18 protein-coding genes are annotated in these 15,524 nt (G+C 59.2%); 12 read left to right on the top strand and 6 right to left on the bottom strand.

Annotation, left to right across the window (positions count from 1 at the left end; translation table 11 throughout):
• Positions 1–67 precede the first annotated feature (67 nt).
• The gene (locus tag AC0TNG_RS00885; protein ID WP_024907384.1) at positions 68–415 is read left to right on the top strand and encodes a YidH family protein; all 348 of its coding nucleotides are present in this window, start codon (positions 68–70) and stop codon (positions 413–415) included.
• The gene (locus AC0TNG_RS00880) at positions 405–752 is read left to right on the top strand and encodes a DUF202 domain-containing protein (protein WP_024907383.1); all 348 of its coding nucleotides are present in this window, start codon (positions 405–407) and stop codon (positions 750–752) included. The genes AC0TNG_RS00885 and AC0TNG_RS00880 overlap by 11 nt, the downstream gene beginning before the upstream one ends.
• 35 nt (positions 753–787) lie before the next feature.
• Here the strand turns inward: AC0TNG_RS00880 and dsdA are convergent, their stop codons facing one another.
• Positions 788–2,074: a D-serine ammonia-lyase gene (gene dsdA / locus AC0TNG_RS00875; protein WP_473712618.1), complete on the bottom strand. Its 1,287-nt coding sequence runs from the start codon at positions 2,072–2,074 to the stop codon at positions 788–790.
• 17 nt (positions 2,075–2,091) lie between these two features.
• Positions 2,092–3,429 carry a D-serine transporter DsdX gene (gene dsdX / locus AC0TNG_RS00870; protein ID WP_473712617.1) on the bottom strand — a complete coding sequence of 446 codons (1,338 nt, stop codon included), beginning with the start codon at positions 3,427–3,429 and terminating at the stop codon, positions 2,092–2,094.
• 204 nt (positions 3,430–3,633) lie between these two features.
• Between dsdX and dsdC the strand changes: the two genes are divergently transcribed.
• Positions 3,634–4,560 carry a DNA-binding transcriptional regulator DsdC gene (gene dsdC / locus AC0TNG_RS00865; RefSeq protein WP_473712616.1) on the top strand — a complete coding sequence of 309 codons (927 nt, stop codon included), beginning with the start codon at positions 3,634–3,636 and terminating at the stop codon, positions 4,558–4,560.
• A gap of 84 nt (positions 4,561–4,644) precedes the next feature.
• A complete protein-coding gene (locus tag AC0TNG_RS00860; protein ID WP_473712615.1) occupies positions 4,645–5,733 on the top strand; it encodes a cellulase family glycosylhydrolase in 1,089 nt (362 codons plus the stop codon).
• Here AC0TNG_RS00860 and emrD read toward each other — a convergent pair.
• The 4 genes from emrD to tisB all read right to left on the bottom strand — a co-directional run bounded on the left by emrD (position 5,636) and on the right by tisB (position 8,492).
• Positions 5,636–6,820, bottom strand: a complete 1,185-nt coding sequence (gene emrD, locus AC0TNG_RS00855; RefSeq protein ID WP_032648550.1) for a multidrug efflux MFS transporter EmrD — start codon at positions 6,818–6,820, stop codon at positions 5,636–5,638. The two genes, AC0TNG_RS00860 and emrD, sit on opposite strands and share 98 nt — an antisense overlap.
• Before the next feature lie 175 nt (positions 6,821–6,995).
• Complete coding sequence (locus AC0TNG_RS00850) at positions 6,996–7,829, bottom strand: EamA family transporter (protein ID WP_024907377.1); 834 nt, start codon at positions 7,827–7,829, stop codon at positions 6,996–6,998.
• A 62-nt stretch (positions 7,830–7,891) separates the two neighbouring features.
• The gene (locus tag AC0TNG_RS00845; protein ID WP_025910712.1) at positions 7,892–8,338 is read right to left on the bottom strand and encodes a GNAT family N-acetyltransferase; all 447 of its coding nucleotides are present in this window, start codon (positions 8,336–8,338) and stop codon (positions 7,892–7,894) included.
• Positions 8,339–8,402: 64 nt separating this feature from the next.
• Positions 8,403–8,492 carry a type I toxin-antitoxin system toxin TisB gene (gene tisB / locus AC0TNG_RS00840; RefSeq protein ID WP_023309830.1) on the bottom strand — a complete coding sequence of 30 codons (90 nt, stop codon included), beginning with the start codon at positions 8,490–8,492 and terminating at the stop codon, positions 8,403–8,405.
• Between the two features lie 488 nt (positions 8,493–8,980).
• Between tisB and AC0TNG_RS00835 the strand changes: the two genes are divergently transcribed.
• The 8 genes from AC0TNG_RS00835 to uhpC all read left to right on the top strand — a co-directional run bounded on the left by AC0TNG_RS00835 (position 8,981) and on the right by uhpC (position 15,524).
• Positions 8,981–9,295, top strand: a complete 315-nt coding sequence (locus AC0TNG_RS00835; RefSeq protein ID WP_024907375.1) for a type II toxin-antitoxin system HigB family toxin — start codon at positions 8,981–8,983, stop codon at positions 9,293–9,295.
• On the top strand, positions 9,292–9,711 hold the full coding sequence (locus tag AC0TNG_RS00830; protein WP_148769206.1) for a helix-turn-helix domain-containing protein: 420 nt from the start codon (positions 9,292–9,294) through the stop codon (positions 9,709–9,711). The genes AC0TNG_RS00835 and AC0TNG_RS00830 overlap by 4 nt, the downstream gene beginning before the upstream one ends.
• Positions 9,712–9,858: 147 nt before the next feature.
• Positions 9,859–9,957 carry an ilvB operon leader peptide IvbL gene (ivbL, locus tag AC0TNG_RS00825; protein WP_057979964.1) on the top strand — a complete coding sequence of 33 codons (99 nt, stop codon included), beginning with the start codon at positions 9,859–9,861 and terminating at the stop codon, positions 9,955–9,957.
• Positions 9,958–10,063: 106 nt separating this feature from the next.
• Complete coding sequence (gene ilvB / locus AC0TNG_RS00820) at positions 10,064–11,752, top strand: acetolactate synthase large subunit (protein ID WP_370884583.1); 1,689 nt, start codon at positions 10,064–10,066, stop codon at positions 11,750–11,752.
• A gap of 3 nt (positions 11,753–11,755) precedes the next feature.
• Positions 11,756–12,043: an acetolactate synthase small subunit gene (ilvN, locus tag AC0TNG_RS00815; protein ID WP_008500144.1), complete on the top strand. Its 288-nt coding sequence runs from the start codon at positions 11,756–11,758 to the stop codon at positions 12,041–12,043.
• Positions 12,044–12,125: 82 nt separating this feature from the next.
• On the top strand, positions 12,126–12,719 hold the full coding sequence (gene uhpA, locus AC0TNG_RS00810; RefSeq protein WP_024907372.1) for a transcriptional regulator UhpA: 594 nt from the start codon (positions 12,126–12,128) through the stop codon (positions 12,717–12,719).
• The gene (gene uhpB / locus AC0TNG_RS00805) at positions 12,716–14,221 is read left to right on the top strand and encodes a signal transduction histidine-protein kinase/phosphatase UhpB (RefSeq protein ID WP_061716250.1); all 1,506 of its coding nucleotides are present in this window, start codon (positions 12,716–12,718) and stop codon (positions 14,219–14,221) included. The genes uhpA and uhpB overlap by 4 nt, the downstream gene beginning before the upstream one ends.
• Complete coding sequence (gene uhpC, locus AC0TNG_RS00800; protein ID WP_473712614.1) at positions 14,214–15,524, top strand: MFS transporter family glucose-6-phosphate receptor UhpC; 1,311 nt, start codon at positions 14,214–14,216, stop codon at positions 15,522–15,524. Before uhpB ends, uhpC begins: the two co-directional genes overlap by 8 nt.

Here is a 15,524-nt window from a genome sequence, read left to right as displayed (position 1 = left end):
CCGGTCTCCTTGTCCTTGTCGATTTACGCTATGCTGAAGCCTGCCCGTAGCTCGACAAGGAACCTTCATGAAAATTTCCCGCCTCGGCGAAGCGCCGGACTACCGCTTCTCGCTGGCTAATGAACGCACGTTTTTAGCGTGGATCCGCACCGCGCTGGGATTTCTTGCCGCCGGGGTGGGGCTCGATCAGCTCGCGCCCGATTTCGCCACGCCGCTGATCCGCGAGGTGCTGGCGCTGCTGCTGTGCCTGTTCGCGGGCGTGCTGGCGATTTACGGCTACCTGCGCTGGCTGCGCAATGAGAAGGCGATGCGTCTGAAGCAGGATCTGCCCTATACGCGTGGGCTGCTTATCATCAGCGCGATTCTGCTGGCGGTGGCGGGCGTAGTGATGGTGCTGGTGTTCTATGGCGGATAGCCGCAAAGCGCGACGCGAAGCGGACCCCGGCCTGCAGCCGGAGCGGACGTCACTCGCCTGGCTGCGCACGCTGCTGGGGTATGGTGCGCTGATTGCCCTCGCGATTAAGCACAACTGGCACCGCACCGGGGTGCCGTTCTGGATCTCGCTTGTCGTGCTGGCGCTGGTGGCGATTATTTTATGGCGCTATACCCGCAGTCGAAACCTGATGGACGTGGCGCAGAACGATTTTGTGCAGCCGAAGGCGGTGAGGGATAAGTTCCTGATCGCCCTGGCCGTGCTGTCTCTGTCTTTACTCTTCGCAGTGACTCACATTCAGCAAATTGTGAGCTTTTAAAGCCCGGTGGCGGCTACGCCTTACCGGGCCTACGGTTAACGGCCTTTTGCTAAATACTTCGCCATTTCGTCTTCCGGCACCATGCCGCCGCCGGTCGCCCATACCAGGTGGGTAACGCTGACATCTGCAGGCACGCGCAGCGGCCCGGCCATGCCCGCCAGCGCGGACGGTTCCAGGCGAATGCCTTCCTCATGCGCCAGCCAGCCGAGCATGTCGTACATGCTCTGGTCGGAAAGCGTATAGAACCCGTCAAGCAGGCGCTCCATCGCGCGGCCCACGAAGCCGGACGCGCGCCCTACCGCCAGACCGTCCGCCGCCGTAACGTTATCAATGCCCAGATCCTGCACCGCAATCTCATCGTGCAGGCCGGTGTAAACACCCAGCAGCATGCACGGGGAGTGCGTCGGCTCCGCGAAGAAGCAGTGGACGTTATCGCCAAAGGCCAGCTTCAGGCCAAACGCCACGCCGCCGGGGCCGCCGCCGACGCCGCACGGCAGATAGACGAACAGCGGATGATCCGCATCCACCACGCGGCCCTGTGCGGCAAACTGCGCCTTCAGTCGCTCGCCTGCCACCGCGTAGCCCAGGAACAGGGTGCGGGAGTTTTCATCGTCAATGAAGAAACAGTTCGGATCGCTTTCTGCCGCCTTGCGTCCCTGCTCCACCGCCACGCCGTAATCCTGCTCATATTCCACGACGATGACGCCGTGGCTGCGCAGTTTGGCTTTCTTCCACTCGCGGGCGTCGGCGGACATATGCACCGTCACCTTAAAGCCGATGCGGGCGCTCATAATGCCGATGGACATCCCGAGGTTGCCGGTTGAGCCTACCGCAATGCTGTACTGGCTGAAGAATTCCTTATAGCGCGGCTCCAGCAGAATGCTGTAGTCGTCTTCAACGCTCAGCAACCCGGCTTCCAGCGCCAGTTTCTCCGCGTGGGCCAGCACCTCATAGATGCCGCCGCGCGCTTTGATCGAGCCGGAGATCGGCAGATGGCTGTCTTTTTTTAGCAGCAGCGTGCCGGGAACGGATTTGCCAGACTCTTTCTCCAGCCGCGCCTGCATTGCCGGGATCGCGACCAGCTCGGATTCGATAATCCCGCCCGTGGCGGCCGTCTCCGGGAAGGCTTTCGCCAGATACGGCGCGAAGCGTTTCAGGCGAGCGTGCGCGTCGTCCACGTCGGCTTTGGTCAGCCCGACATAGGGCAGTCCTTCCGCCAGCGTGGTGGTTCGCGGGTTAAGCCAGGTGGTTTCTTTCAGGGCAATCAGATCCTCAACCAGAGGAAACTGTGCGGTTAAAGTAGTGATAGTTGCGTTTTCCATAATACGTCTCTTCGCGCTCAGATAATGAAGGAAAGCAGGAATGTGCTGCCAAGTGCAAGCACCGAGGCGATAAACGTCGCCGTCGTATAGTATTTGAAGGTCTCATTCAGGGTCGCGCCGCAGTACTGCTTCACCAGCCAGAAGAGGGAATCGGTCACGATCGTGCAGCCAATGGCGCCGGAACCGATGGCAATGGTGATGATCTCCGGGCTGACGTTCGGGTAGAGCGGCAGCATCGGCGCGACTATCGCCGTCGCCCCCATCATCGCGACCGTGGCGGAGCCGACGGCGGCATGCAGCACCAGCGCCACCAGCCAGGCAAGCAGGATAGGATGCATGTGCAGGTTCGAGAGAATATGCGCCAGTGAGTCCGCCAGCCCGCTGGTTTTCAGGATGGCGTTAAACGCGCCGCCCGCGCCGATAATCAGCAAAATGTTGGCGATAGAGCCGAAGCCGTGCTCTGTGTGCGTCAGCATCGCGCCCATGCTCATATGCTGGCGGATCCCCAGCAGGTAATAAGCGACAAACACGGCGATAAACATGGCGGTGATCGGGTTGCCGATAAATTCCAGCAGCGTATACAGCGTGCCTTCTTTTGCCATATTCAGCTCGGCGATGGTCTTCACTAGCATCAGGGCAATCGGCAGCAGCACCGTGAACAGCGTGGCGCCCAGCGATGGCAGGGTGTGCTCTTCCCGCACCTTCAGGTCTGAAAATTCCGCCGGAACCGGTTTAAACGGCAGACGATTGCCGAGCAGTTTCAGGAACAGCGGGCCACCGACCAGCGAGGCCATCAGGCCTACCATCAAACCGTAGACAATGACCGTCCCGACGTCCGCACCTAATTTATTGGTCACAAACAGGGCAGCAGGATGCGGCGGCACCACGCAGTGCACCGCCATCAGCGCGGTACAGAGCGGAATAGCCAGCTTGAGCAGCGATGTGTGGGTCTTTTTGGCGATGGAAAACGCCAGCGGGATGAGCAGGACCACGCCCACTTCCACGAACAGCGTGATGCCGCAGATCAGGCCCACCAGCACCATAATCACGTCTGCTGACAGCCAGCGGCAGCGCTGCAGGGCGATCCCGATGCGCTCGGCCGCGCCGGAAACCTCCATCATCTTGCCGAGAATGGTACCCAGACCAATCACTGCCGCCAGGAAGCCCAGCGTGCCGCCAATCCCGCTCTCAATGGCGTTCACCATATCCAGCGGGCTCATCCCCATCATCGCGCCGACGAAAAAGCTCGCCAGCAGCAGCGCGAGGAACGGGTGAAACTTCAGTTTTACGATGGTTAAAACAATCAACACAATGCTGACCAGCAGCGTTGCCACAACCCAGACCTGAGATCCCATATCTCACCTCACCCTTATGTCATCTGAGGGTATTGGACGAAAAATCGGCGTGGGCTGACAAACGATATAAATTGGCGTTCAGGTGAGCCAGATTGGATCAACTGAGTGACTGCGCTCTAAAAAGCGCACTTAATTCGTATTAGGTTCACATTAATTCACCCTTAAACGGTATGCTGAGCGCAGAAACCACGCGTGAGAATTGTGATGACCGATGCAAGTGAAGCCAGAAACCGGCTGTTAAACGGCTGGCAGCTGTCGAAAATGTACACCTTTGAAGTGGCCGCCCGGCATGAGTCCTTCGCGCTGGCGGCGGAGGAACTGTCGCTTAGCCCCAGCGCGGTGAGCCACCGCATCAACCTGCTGGAAGAGGAGCTGGGCATTCAGCTGTTCGTCCGCTCGCACCGTAAAGTCGAGCTGACGCAGGAGGGAAAGCGCGTCTACTGGACGCTAAAATCGTCCCTCGACACCCTGAATCAGGAGATCCTGGATATCAAAAATCAGGCGCTGTCCGGTACGCTGACAGTCTACTCCCGGCCGTCGATCGCCCAGTGCTGGCTGGTGCCCATGCTGGGTGATTTTACCCGTCGCTACCCGTCGATTTCGCTCACCATCCTGACCGGCAATGATTACGTCAATATGCAGCGAACGGGTATCGATCTGGCGCTTTATTTCGACGATACGCCGCCTAACCATCTCTCTCATCACTTCCTGATGGACGAGGAAATTTTGCCCGTCTGTTCACCACAATATGCCCGTGAGCATGAACTGTTGAAAAACCCCGATAACCTCAGCCACTGCACGCTGCTGCATGACCGTCAGGCCTGGAGCAATGATTCCGGTACGGATGAGTGGCTGAGCTGGGCGCAGCACTTTGCGGTGAACATGCCGCCATCGTCTGGTATTGGTTTCGATCGTTCTGATTTGGCGATTATTGCTGCCATCAACCACGTCGGCGTTGCGATGGGGAGAAAGCGGCTTGTGCAGAAACGGCTGGAACGAGGCGAGCTGATCGCCCCGTTTGGCGAAAAGACCCTGAAATGCCATCAGCACTACTATATTTCGACGCTTTCTGGCCGTCAGTGGCCGAAAATTGACGCCTTTATCGGCTGGCTGAGAGAACTGGCAGGTTGAAGAATTATTACGCTTTCGCTCTACACCAAATATGAAAAAGCGTGCTAAATACAGGTAATGCTTTCGATTTATCCAGGGTAAACCGTGTTAAAGCCTTTTATTGTCTCTGCATTACTGATCTCTTCCGGCTGGGCGATTGCCGCTGAGCCGTCGCTGACGGCTGCCCATTATGCGCAGCAGCTTGGCGTCGGGATGGATGTGGACTGGGCGCGCACCGAGCGCGGCATACGCGAATTCGACCCGCTGGTGGTTCGCGATTTTCGTGCAAAAGGCATTACTCACGTGCGCATCCGCGTGGCCGATGAGCCGACGGAAGCGCGGCTGATTCACCTGCGCAAGCTGGTGGAAGCCTGCGAGCAGTATGGCGTGATCCCGATAATCGCTTATCAGGCTGATGAATATAAAAACGACCCAAAAGCCGACAACGAAAAAGAGACGATCAACTGGTGGATTGCCGTTGCGCACTATTTCGGTCAGAGCTACCCGCTGCTGGGTTTTGATCTCATTTATGAGCCAGCCGACAAGCTTAACCACAACCTCGCGTCGCTAAACCGCGTGTATGAAAAAACCATTAAAGCGATCCACGACATGGACCCGCAGCGCATGATCTTTATTGCGCCGCGCCTGCGTGCCGCGCCGGAGGATTTATCCAGTCTGAAGCTGCCTGCGCACAGCCAGAACTACCTGCTGGCGGAGTGGCATATTTTCCCGTGGGGGCCGCTGAAAAATAGCGGTAAATACCCGTGGACGTCCGGCACGGCGGCGGAGAAAGCGGCTATCCATAACCGCATCAACGCCGCGCTGCACTGGCAGCAAAAAACCGGGCACGTTAGCTGGGTCGGGGGCTGGGGCGTGGGAGAATCAAGCCGCTTTACGCCAACCGCTTCGCAGCTGGCCTTCGCCACCTTTATGGCCTGCGAGCTGCAAAAGGCGAAAATCCCGTATGCGCTTAACGCGGATTTCCAGTTTTACGACGGAGAAGAGGGCGCCTGGCGGCCAGCGCCAGAGCCGTTATTACAGGCGATGATCGCCCCTGTCTGTGAAAAGCCCGGCGAGAAGCCGGGCCATCATGCGGTTAAACCGGCTGCTCGTGATGCGGGACACGCGACGCCAGCGGCAGCCAGCACAGTAAAATCAGCAGCCCCATCAGCGTCATCAGCAGGCCCAAACTAGCCTGCCCGGTCTGCGGCATCATCGCCGAGAGCCAGGCCAGCGCGCCGGAGCCGATATTCTGCAAGCCGCCCACCAGCGCGCCCGCCGTACCTGCGAGGAACGGGAACGGCTCCATCGCGCCGCTGGTGGCGAGCGGGAACAGCATCCCCGCGCCGAAGAAGAACAGCGCTGCCGGGATGAGCAGCGTCCAGACCGACATCACGTCAAACAGCCCCGGGATCCACATCATCAGACCCGCCAGCAGACAGCTGATCACCGACTGCCACATCAGGGTGGAGAAGCGTTTGTTTGGTCGCCCGGCAAACCACGCGCCGAAGAACGCCGCCGGGATCGGCAGAATAAACAGAATGCTCACCACCATGCTGCTCAGGCCCAGCCCCGCGCCCAACAGCACGCCGGAACAGGCTTCGAACACCGCAATGCCCGCCAGGCCGCCGATCAGCATCAGCAGATAGCAGGTAAACGCGCCGTTGCCGAACAGCGTTTTATAGCTGGTGATAAGCTTCGTGCGCGGCGCATCCTGCGGGCGCGTTTCCGGCATCCAGCGCGCCATGCTGAAGGTGACAATCACGCAGAGCACCAGCAGGAAGGCGTAGCAGGCGCGCCAGGACCACATCGTGTCCAGCAGGCCGCCGATCAGCGGGGCCAGCAGCGGGCTGACCAGAATACCCATGTTTAACAGGCTGTTGGCATGGCGCAGCTGGGTACCCTGATACATATCGCGCGGTAAGGTACGCGCCATCACCCCGCCGACGCCGGTCCCGACGCCCTGCAGGGCGCTGGCGGCAATCAATACGGTCAGGCTGTGGGTGGTAATGGCAATTACCGTCGCCACCATGAAAATGCTCATGCCCACCAGGATCACCGGGCGACGTCCGACGCGGTCGGACAGCGGGCCGTAGAAGAGCTGCGAAACGCCATAGGTCAGCAGATAGGCTGCCATTACGCTCTGTACCGCGCCCTCGCGGACGTTTAATTCCTTTGCCATGTCGGCAATCGCCGGAATGTAGATGGTTTGCGCCATCTGACCGACGGCCACCAGTAACACCAGCATCAACAATAAGTTAACGTTCCGTTGCTTTTTCATGTCGCTGAATACTTTTGCCAAAAGAGAAAAATGAAGAATAAGTGACTGCGCATTCCCATAAATGCGCGAGGAATCTACCACAGAGAGATGACAATTTAAGCATTGTCTTGGTGAATGAAAAAACCGGCAAAGGCAGGATTTGTAAACAAGAACGGCAACTAATGTTGCCAGTGCTTTACGCCAGGCGCAGCAGAATGGCGCCGCCGGCAATGCCCAGCGCCGCCGCGATGCGCAGGCCCGCAACCTTCTCTTTTAAAAGCAGAAAAGCGATCAGCGCGCCAAAGAGTATGGAGGTTTCCCGCAGCGCCGCGACCACCGCCAGCGGTGCCTGCGTCATTGCCCACAGCGCCAGACCATATGAGCCCATCGTGCCAACGCCGCCGAGCAACCCCTTTTTCCAGTGCAGACGCAGGTAGCCGGACGCCTCGCGCCGACGCGCGAGCATGGCCCAGCCGAGCAGGCAGAAGCCGTTCATAAAGAAGGTCCACAGCGTATAGCCCAGCGCGGTGTCTGACAGCCGCACGCCGGTGCCGTCCACCAGCGTATACCCGGCGATAAAACAGGCATTCAGCAGCGCCAGCCAGATCCCCTTGCGCGACTGCATGCGCCCGTTCATCGCCATCGCCAGAATCGACAGGCAAATTACCCCAATGCCGGACCAGGCGAGCCAGGAGAGACGATCGCCAAGCGCCAGCACGCTGATCAGCGCCACCAGCAGCGGTGCGGTGCCGCGCATCAGCGGATAGGTCTGGCTCATATCGGAGACCTGATAGGTCTTTGCCACCAGCACGGTGTACACCACCTGCAAGGCGCAGGAAACAATCAAAAACGGCCAGCTTGCGGCAGAGGGCTGTGGAGAAAACGGCAGTAAGACCAGAGCGATAACCGTGGCGGAGCCGCTGACGCTAATCGCGGAATAGAGCTTGTCCGTTCCGGCTTTGACAATGGCATTCCAGCTGGCATGCAGCAGGGCGGCGAACAGCAAAATGCAGAATACGGTGATGGTCATGGCATATCGGGTGATGAATTGTCACTCAACTGTAACATTCACGTCCTGAAGCTGCCAGCCGGTTACACCGCACAAAAAAGGCGGTGCGTTACCCGCGGTTCGTCCGAGACCAGCGTAAATCCTGCCCGGCGATAAAACCCGTAGGCAGCGTCCGGCGCATGGGTATTGAGGAAATCAAACCAGATGCTGGCATCGGCCATCACGACGGTTAAAAGCTGCTTGCCAATCCCCAGCCCGCGGCACTTCTCGCTGACGTAGAGATGGCGAATACGTCCGGCGCGCGGCTGCTGGCTGAACGGATCGCGGTTGAGGCCGCACACGCCCACCAGCTTGCCGTTAAGAAACGCACCTAACAGCTTTTCACCCGGCGCGTTAAAGCGGTTCTCACCCCGCTGCCAGCTCTCTTCGAGCCTGCGCAGCATGTTAAAATTCAGTGCAATACTTTCCGCCTTCAGGGCGATATACCCCGGCTCATCCGGTGTGACAGGCTCAATTAACAGACGCGACATAGCATTCCCTCGTTATTAAAGAGGGGCGGTTGCCCGCCCCTCTCAGGTGCGACTTGAACCTGAATTACCGAAGGAATTTCAGGACAGCATCAAGCAGTTGCAGTACAGCAACAATGAGTTTGAGGATAAGTATCACCATATCCACTACGCTCATACGCGTCTCCTTTTGGTTAAAAGGAGCACGATGCTGGCGTACCTTTCCGCCGCCTGTTGCCAGCACCTGGATTGACGTAACACAGTGTGCTCACTTCAGGGGTTAAGGCACTGACGGCACCACCCGTTTCAGCCAGGACTTCGTTGCGCCGGTAGAACTGCGGCCCCCTCGCTCACTGCGAACACCCTCAGTATAGATAAATACTGTATGTATGAACAGTATTTTTTGGACAAAAATCGAAAGGCGATCCATACTCAAAAACGTCAAAATCCGTGCCGGAATTGCGCGTTCGTCTTCGATCGCGTATACTTTTTGCGTTGACGTAACACAGTGTGTTCTGCGGCGACCAACCGCAAAACCCTGATAAAAACCTCGCTCCGGCGGGGTTTTTTGTTTTCAGATGTTAGATGGCGCAACGATGTTTGTTGACACATTGGCAATGCATGGTATTGTTGCCATAATGGCAACGGACGCGGCAGGCATGCAGTATGCATTTAATCTCTATGAAGGCAATTTATGATGCGGTAACTCAGTTTCCGCAGCACAAGGAAGAGCTCCTGTTTTTAGGCCGCACCATCGAAAAGAGCCATTGCCCGACACCTGCTGCGCTGAAAAAACTGTTTCCGACGCTGGATAACTTTAAGTATCTGGATAAGCATTATGTTATTGATATTGCAAACAACAATCTCAGAGTAGTGGCTCTCATCTTCTTTGAAAGCCAAAAGTTTTATGTGCGCCATGTTTTTACTCATAAGGAATATGACCGTTTTACGGAGAAACATCGCACTAAGGGGAAGAAATGATGATCGTCGCTGATGCAATGAAAGCTACGCATGCCCTTGTTGCGGCTGTTCCTTTACTGGGTGAACAGCCGAGCGAGAAAGATTATAAAGATGCGCTTGAGCTGGTTGAGTATCTGCTCATGAACGAGCCCGATAGCCCCTTGCTGGATATTGTGTGCGCCAGGATTAGCCGTTACGAAGCCAACCGGCCAGAGATAGTCGCATTACGCAAGGAGATGGAGTCCGTTCCCGTCGGTGTTGCGGTTTTAAGAACCTTAATGGATCAGTACAACCTGACGATATCGGATTTTCAGGATGAAATTGGCAGTAAATCGATGGTTTCACGGGTTCTGAATGGTCAGAGACAGCTTACGCTGAACCATATTAAAAAGCTGGCGGCCAGATTTGGGGTATCACCTGCGCTGTTTATTGAGTGAGTCAAAGTCGACTTTTTGAGTGTCACCACCCAACAAACGAAACGTGATCCCTGACGCATTTTTGCGCAGATGAAAATATTTCCATTGTCACGCCCGAAAACCTGTGTTTGTATAAATTCAATCAATGATTCCAAACACAGGTCCCCAATGACTTCATCCATCTTCACTTCGACCCTACTAAAAACTGCGCAACCAGCCGCAGTGGTCGTCGTGCGTGTGGTGGTGGTCGTCGGCAATGCGCCGTAGGGACTGGATCAACACACGAATCCAAAACCCCGCCGGCGCAAACCGGGCGGGGTTTTTCGTTTAAGAGCCTCCCCGGAAAGTCGGCCCAGAAGAAAAGGACTGGAGCATGGCAAGTTCGGGCACAACATCCAACAAGACGCGTTTTACTGGCGCGCAGCTGATCGTTCATCTGCTGGAGCGACAGGGCATCACCACGGTTGCGGGCATCCCCGGCGGCACGGTGCTGCCGCTGTACGATGCGTTAAGCCAAAGCACGCAGATCCGCCACGTCCTGGCACGTCACGAGCAGGGGGCAGGCTTTATCGCTCAGGGCATGGCGCGTACCCAGGGTAAACCGGCGGTCTGTATGGCCTGCAGCGGGCCGGGCGCAACCAACCTGGTGACCGCTATCGCCGACGCGCGCCTCGACTCCATTCCGCTGATCTGCATTACCGGCCAGGTGCCGTCCTCGATGATCGGCACCGATGCGTTCCAGGAAGTGGATACCTACGGCATCTCTATCCCCATCACCAAACATAACTATTTAGTTCGCGATATCAGCGAACTTCCTCAGGTTATCAGCGATGCGTTCCGCATTGCGCAGTCCGGCCGCCCGGGCCCGGTGTGGATAGACATTCCTAAGGATGTCCAGACCGCAGAGATCGAGATCGACGTGCTGCCGGAGCCGGGCGACCGTGCCCCCGCGCCAGCATTCAGCGCGGAGAGCGTGCGCGATGCTGCCGCCATGATCAACGCCGCTAAACGTCCGGTGCTCTATCTGGGCGGCGGGGCGATTAACGCTGCGGATGAAATCCGTGAGTTTGCGGAAAAAGCCAACCTGCCGACCACCATGACCCTGATGGCGCTCGGCATGCTGCCAAAAGCGCACCCGCTGTCCCTGGGGATGTTGGGCATGCACGGCGCGCGCAGCACCAACTACATCCTGCAAGAGGCGGATTTGCTGATTGTGATGGGCGCGCGTTTTGATGACCGGGCGATTGGCAAAACCGAGCAGTTCTGCCCGAACGCGAAAATCATTCACGTGGATATCGACCGCGCCGAGCTGGGTAAAATCAAGCAGCCGCACGTGGCGATTCAGGGGGACGTGGCGGAAGTGCTGGCGGAGTTGATCCCGCAGACGGACGCAGCCGACCGCGCCGACTGGCGCCAGCTGGTGGCGGATCTGCAGCGCGAGTTCCCGGGCTCCATCCCAACCGAAGGCGATCCGCTGAGCCACTATGGTCTTATCAACGCCGTTGCCGCCTGCGTGGACGACAGCGCGATTATCACCACCGACGTGGGCCAGCATCAGATGTGGACCGCTCAGGCCTACCCGCTGAACCGTCCGCGCCAGTGGCTGACCTCCGGCGGCCTCGGCACCATGGGCTTTGGTCTGCCTGCAGCAGTAGGTGCGGCGCTGGCGAATCCGGACCGCAAGGTCATCTGCTTCTCCGGCGACGGCAGCCTGATGATGAACATTCAGGAGATGGCGACCGCGGCCGAAAACCAGTTAGACGTGAAAATCATCCTGATGAATAACGAGGCGCTGGGGCTGGTGCATCAGCAGCAGAGCCTGTTCTACAAGCAGGGCGTGTTTGCGGCGACCTACCCGGGAATGATTAACTTTATGCAGATTGCCGCCGGTTTTGGCCTGCACACCTGCGATCTGAACGCCGAAGAGGATGCCCACGCGGCGCTGCAGGCGGCGATTTCTCGCCCTGGCCCGGCGCTGATCCACGTGCGTATCGACCCTGAACAAAAAGTGTATCCGATGGTGCCGCCGGGTGCGGCAAATACTGAGATGGTGGGAGAATAAGCCATGCAGAAACAACATGATAACGTCATTCTGGAACTCACCGTCCGCAACCACCCTGGCGTCATGACCCACGTCTGCGGGCTCTTTGCTCGCCGTGCGTTTAACGTGGAAGGCATTCTCTGTCTGCCGATTCAGGGCAGCGAGCACAGCCGCATCTGGCTACTGGTCAACGATGACCAGCGTCTGGAGCAGATGATGGCGCAGATCGACAAGCTGGAAGATGTCACCAACGTGGCGCGTAACCAGTCCGATCCCACCATGTTTAACAAAATTGCGGTGTTTTTCGAATAGATCGCTTAAGGTAAGCGTCTTTCGCTCTTGTAGGCCGGATAAGCGCAGCGCCATCCGGCGTTTTCAGACCGCAGGAAGACACATGACCACCATCGCCCTTATCGACGACCACCTTATCGTCCGCTCTGGCTTTGCCCAGCTTCTCAACCTCGAACCAGATTTCCAGGTCGTGGCCGAGTTTGGCTCCGGTCGCGAGGCGCTGGCGGGCCTGCCGGGGCGCGGGGTGCAGGTCTGTATCTGCGACATCTCGATGCCGGATCTCTCCGGGCTGGAGCTGCTAAGCCAGCTGCCGAAAGGAATGTCGACGATTATGCTGTCTGTCCACGACAGCCCGGCGCTGGTCGAGCAGGCGCTCAACGCGGGCGCGCGCGGGTTTCTCTCCAAACGCTGTAGCCCGGACGAACTGATCGCCGCGGTGCGCACCGTCTCCACCGGCGGCTGCTATTTAACGCCGGATATCGCCATCAAGCTGGCGGCCGGAAGGCAGGATCCGCTCACCAGACGCGAGCGCCAGGTTGCGGAAAAACTCGCGCAGGGAATGTCGGTAAAAGAGATTGCCGCCGAGCTGGAACTGTCCCCGAAAACCGTACACGTTCACCGCGCCAACCTGATGGAAAAACTTAACGTCAGCAACGACGTCGAGCTGGCGCGCCGCATGTTCGACAGCTGGCAATGAGTCCCGTCTTTTCGCGGCTGATCGCCGTCGTTGCCAGCTTTTTTATCTTCTCCGCCGCATGGTTCTGCTTATGGAGCATCAGCCTGCACCTGGTGGAACGCCCCGAGCTGGCGGTGCTGCTGTTTCCCTTCGGCCTGCGACTGGGGCTCATGCTCCAGTGCCCGCGCGGATACTGGCCGGTTTTGCTGGGCGCGGAGTGGCTGCTGCTGGTCTGGCTGGCGCAGGAAGTCGCTCTGGTGCACCTGCCATTATTGATGACCGGAAGCCTGCTCACGCTGCTCCCTGTTGCCCTCATTTCCCGCTACCGTCACCAGCGCGACTGGCGCACGCTGCTGCGACAGGGGGCGGCGCTGATTGCCGCCGCGCTGCTGCAGTCCCTGCCGTGGGCGGGTGATAAGGAGATGCTCAACGCGCTGCTGCTGACCCTCACCGGCGGCCTGACCCTCGCGCCGACCTGCCTCGTTATCTGGCATTACCTCACCAGTACCGTCTGGCAACCGCTCGGCCCGGCGCTGGTTTCCCAACCGGTGAACTGGCGCGCCCGGCACCTCATCTGGTATCTGCTGCTGTTCGTGGTGAGCCTCTGGCTTCAACTGGGTCTACCTGCCGAGCTTTCACGCTTTACCCCGTTTTGCCTTGCGCTGCCGATTATCGCCCTGGCCTGGCACTACGGCTGGCAGGGGGCGCTGATCGCCACCCTAATGAACGCCATCGCGCTGATTGCCAGCCAGACCTGGCACGACCATCCTGTGGATCTGCTGCTCTCGCTGCTGGCCCAGAGCCTGACCGGGCTGCTGCTCGGCGCGGGCATTCAGCGCCTACGCGAGCTGAACCAGTCCCTGCAAACCGAGCTGGCGCGCAACCGGCGTCTGGCTGAACGCCTGCTGGAGACCGAAGAGAGCGTGCGGCAGGAGGTCGCCCGCGAGCTGCACGATGATATCGGCCAGACGATCACCGCCATCCGCACCCAGGCGGGCATTGTCCAGCGTCTGGCGGCGGAAAACGCGGGCGTGAAGCAGGGCGGAGCGCATATCGAGCAGCTTTCGCTGGGCGTGTATGACTCGGTGCGACGTCTCCTCGGCAGGCTGCGTCCGCGCCAGCTCGACGACCTGTCGCTGGAGCAGGCGGTGCGTTCCCTGATGCGCGAGATGGAGCTGGAAAGCCGCGGCATTGTCAGCCATCTCGACTGGCGAATTAACGAATCTGTCCTGAGCGAAGGCCAGCGCGTGACGCTGTTCCGCGTCTGTCAGGAGGGGCTGAACAATATCGTCAAACACGCCAGTGCCAGCGCGGTCACGATACAGGGCTGGGAGCAGGACGAACGTCTGATGCTGGTAATTGAAGACGACGGCTGCGGCCTGCCGCCGGGCTCCGGCCAGCAGGGCTTTGGCCTGGCGGGCATGCGCGAGCGCGTGAAGGCGCTCGGCGGCACGCTGAACCTCTCCTGCACCCACGGGACGCGCGTCAGCGTCAGCCTGCCGCTAAGGAGCCACCATGTTTAAGACCCCCGCGAACGCCGCACCGATAGGTAACAAAGCGGAAATCGACGCCCGCTACCGCTACTGGCGTCGCCATGTTCTGATCGCTATCTGGCTCGGCTACGCGCTCTTCTACTTTACCCGCAAAAGCTTCAACGCCGCCGCGCCGGAGATCCTCGCCAGCGGCGTGATGACGCGCACCGATATCGGCCTGCTGGCGACGCTGTTTTACATCACCTACGGCCTGTCGAAGTTCTTCTCCGGCATCGTCAGCGACCGCTCTAACGCGCGCTATTTTATGGGCGTTGGGCTGATCGCCACCGGCGTGGTCAACATTCTGTTTGGCTTCTCCACTTCGCTGTGGGCCTTCGCCCTGCTGTGGGCACTGAACGCCTTTTTCCAGGGCTGGGGCGCGCCGGTCTGCGCCCGCCTGCTCACCGCCTGGTATTCGCGCAACGAGCGCGGCGGCTGGTGGGCAATCTGGAACACCGCGCATAATGTCGGCGGGGCGCTGATCCCGATGGTGGTCGGTGCCGCAGCGCTGCACTACGGCTGGCGCGCGGGGATGATGATTGCCGGCGGGCTTGCCATTCTCGCCGGGCTGTTCCTCTGCTGGCGCCTGCGCGACAGGCCGCAAACCATTGGCTTGCCCGCGGTGGGCGACTGGCGGCACGACGAGATGGAAATGGCGCAACAGCAGGAGGGGGCGGGGCTGACGCGCAAAGAGATCCTCACCAAATATGTGCTGAAAAACCCGTATATCTGGCTGCTGTCGCTCTGCTACGTACTGGTTTACGTGGTGCGTGCGGCCATCAACGACTGGGGCAATCTGTACATGTCCGAGACGCTCGGCGTGGACCTGGTGACCGCCAACTCGGCGGTGACGATGTTCGAACTGGGCGGGTTTATCGGCGCGCTGGTGGCGGGCTGGGGCTCGGACAAGCTGTTCAACGGCAACCGCGGCCCGATGAACCTGATATTCGCCGCCGGGATTTTGCTCTCCGTCGGCTCGCTGTGGCTGATGCCGTTCGCCAGCTACGTGATGCAGGCGGCGTGCTTCTTCACTACCGGCTTCTTCGTGTTTGGCCCGCAGATGCTGATCGGCATGGCGGCGGCAGAGTGCTCGCACAAAGAGGCGGCAGGTGCGGCGACGGGCTTTGTCGGGTTGTTTGCCTACCTTGGCGCATCGCTCTCCGGCTGGCCGCTGGCGCGGGTGATCGACATCTGGCACTGGAGCGGATTCTTCGCGGTGATCGCCATCGCGGCGGGGATCTCCGCCCTGCTGCTGCTGCCGTTTTTGAACGCGCAGGCGCCGCGCGAAGCGTGA

The sequence above is a fragment of the Enterobacter sp. PL_is514 genome (assembly GCF_055816715.1).
Note: the sequence above shows the minus strand (reverse complement) of the source record. Positions and strands in the feature narration are given on the sequence as shown.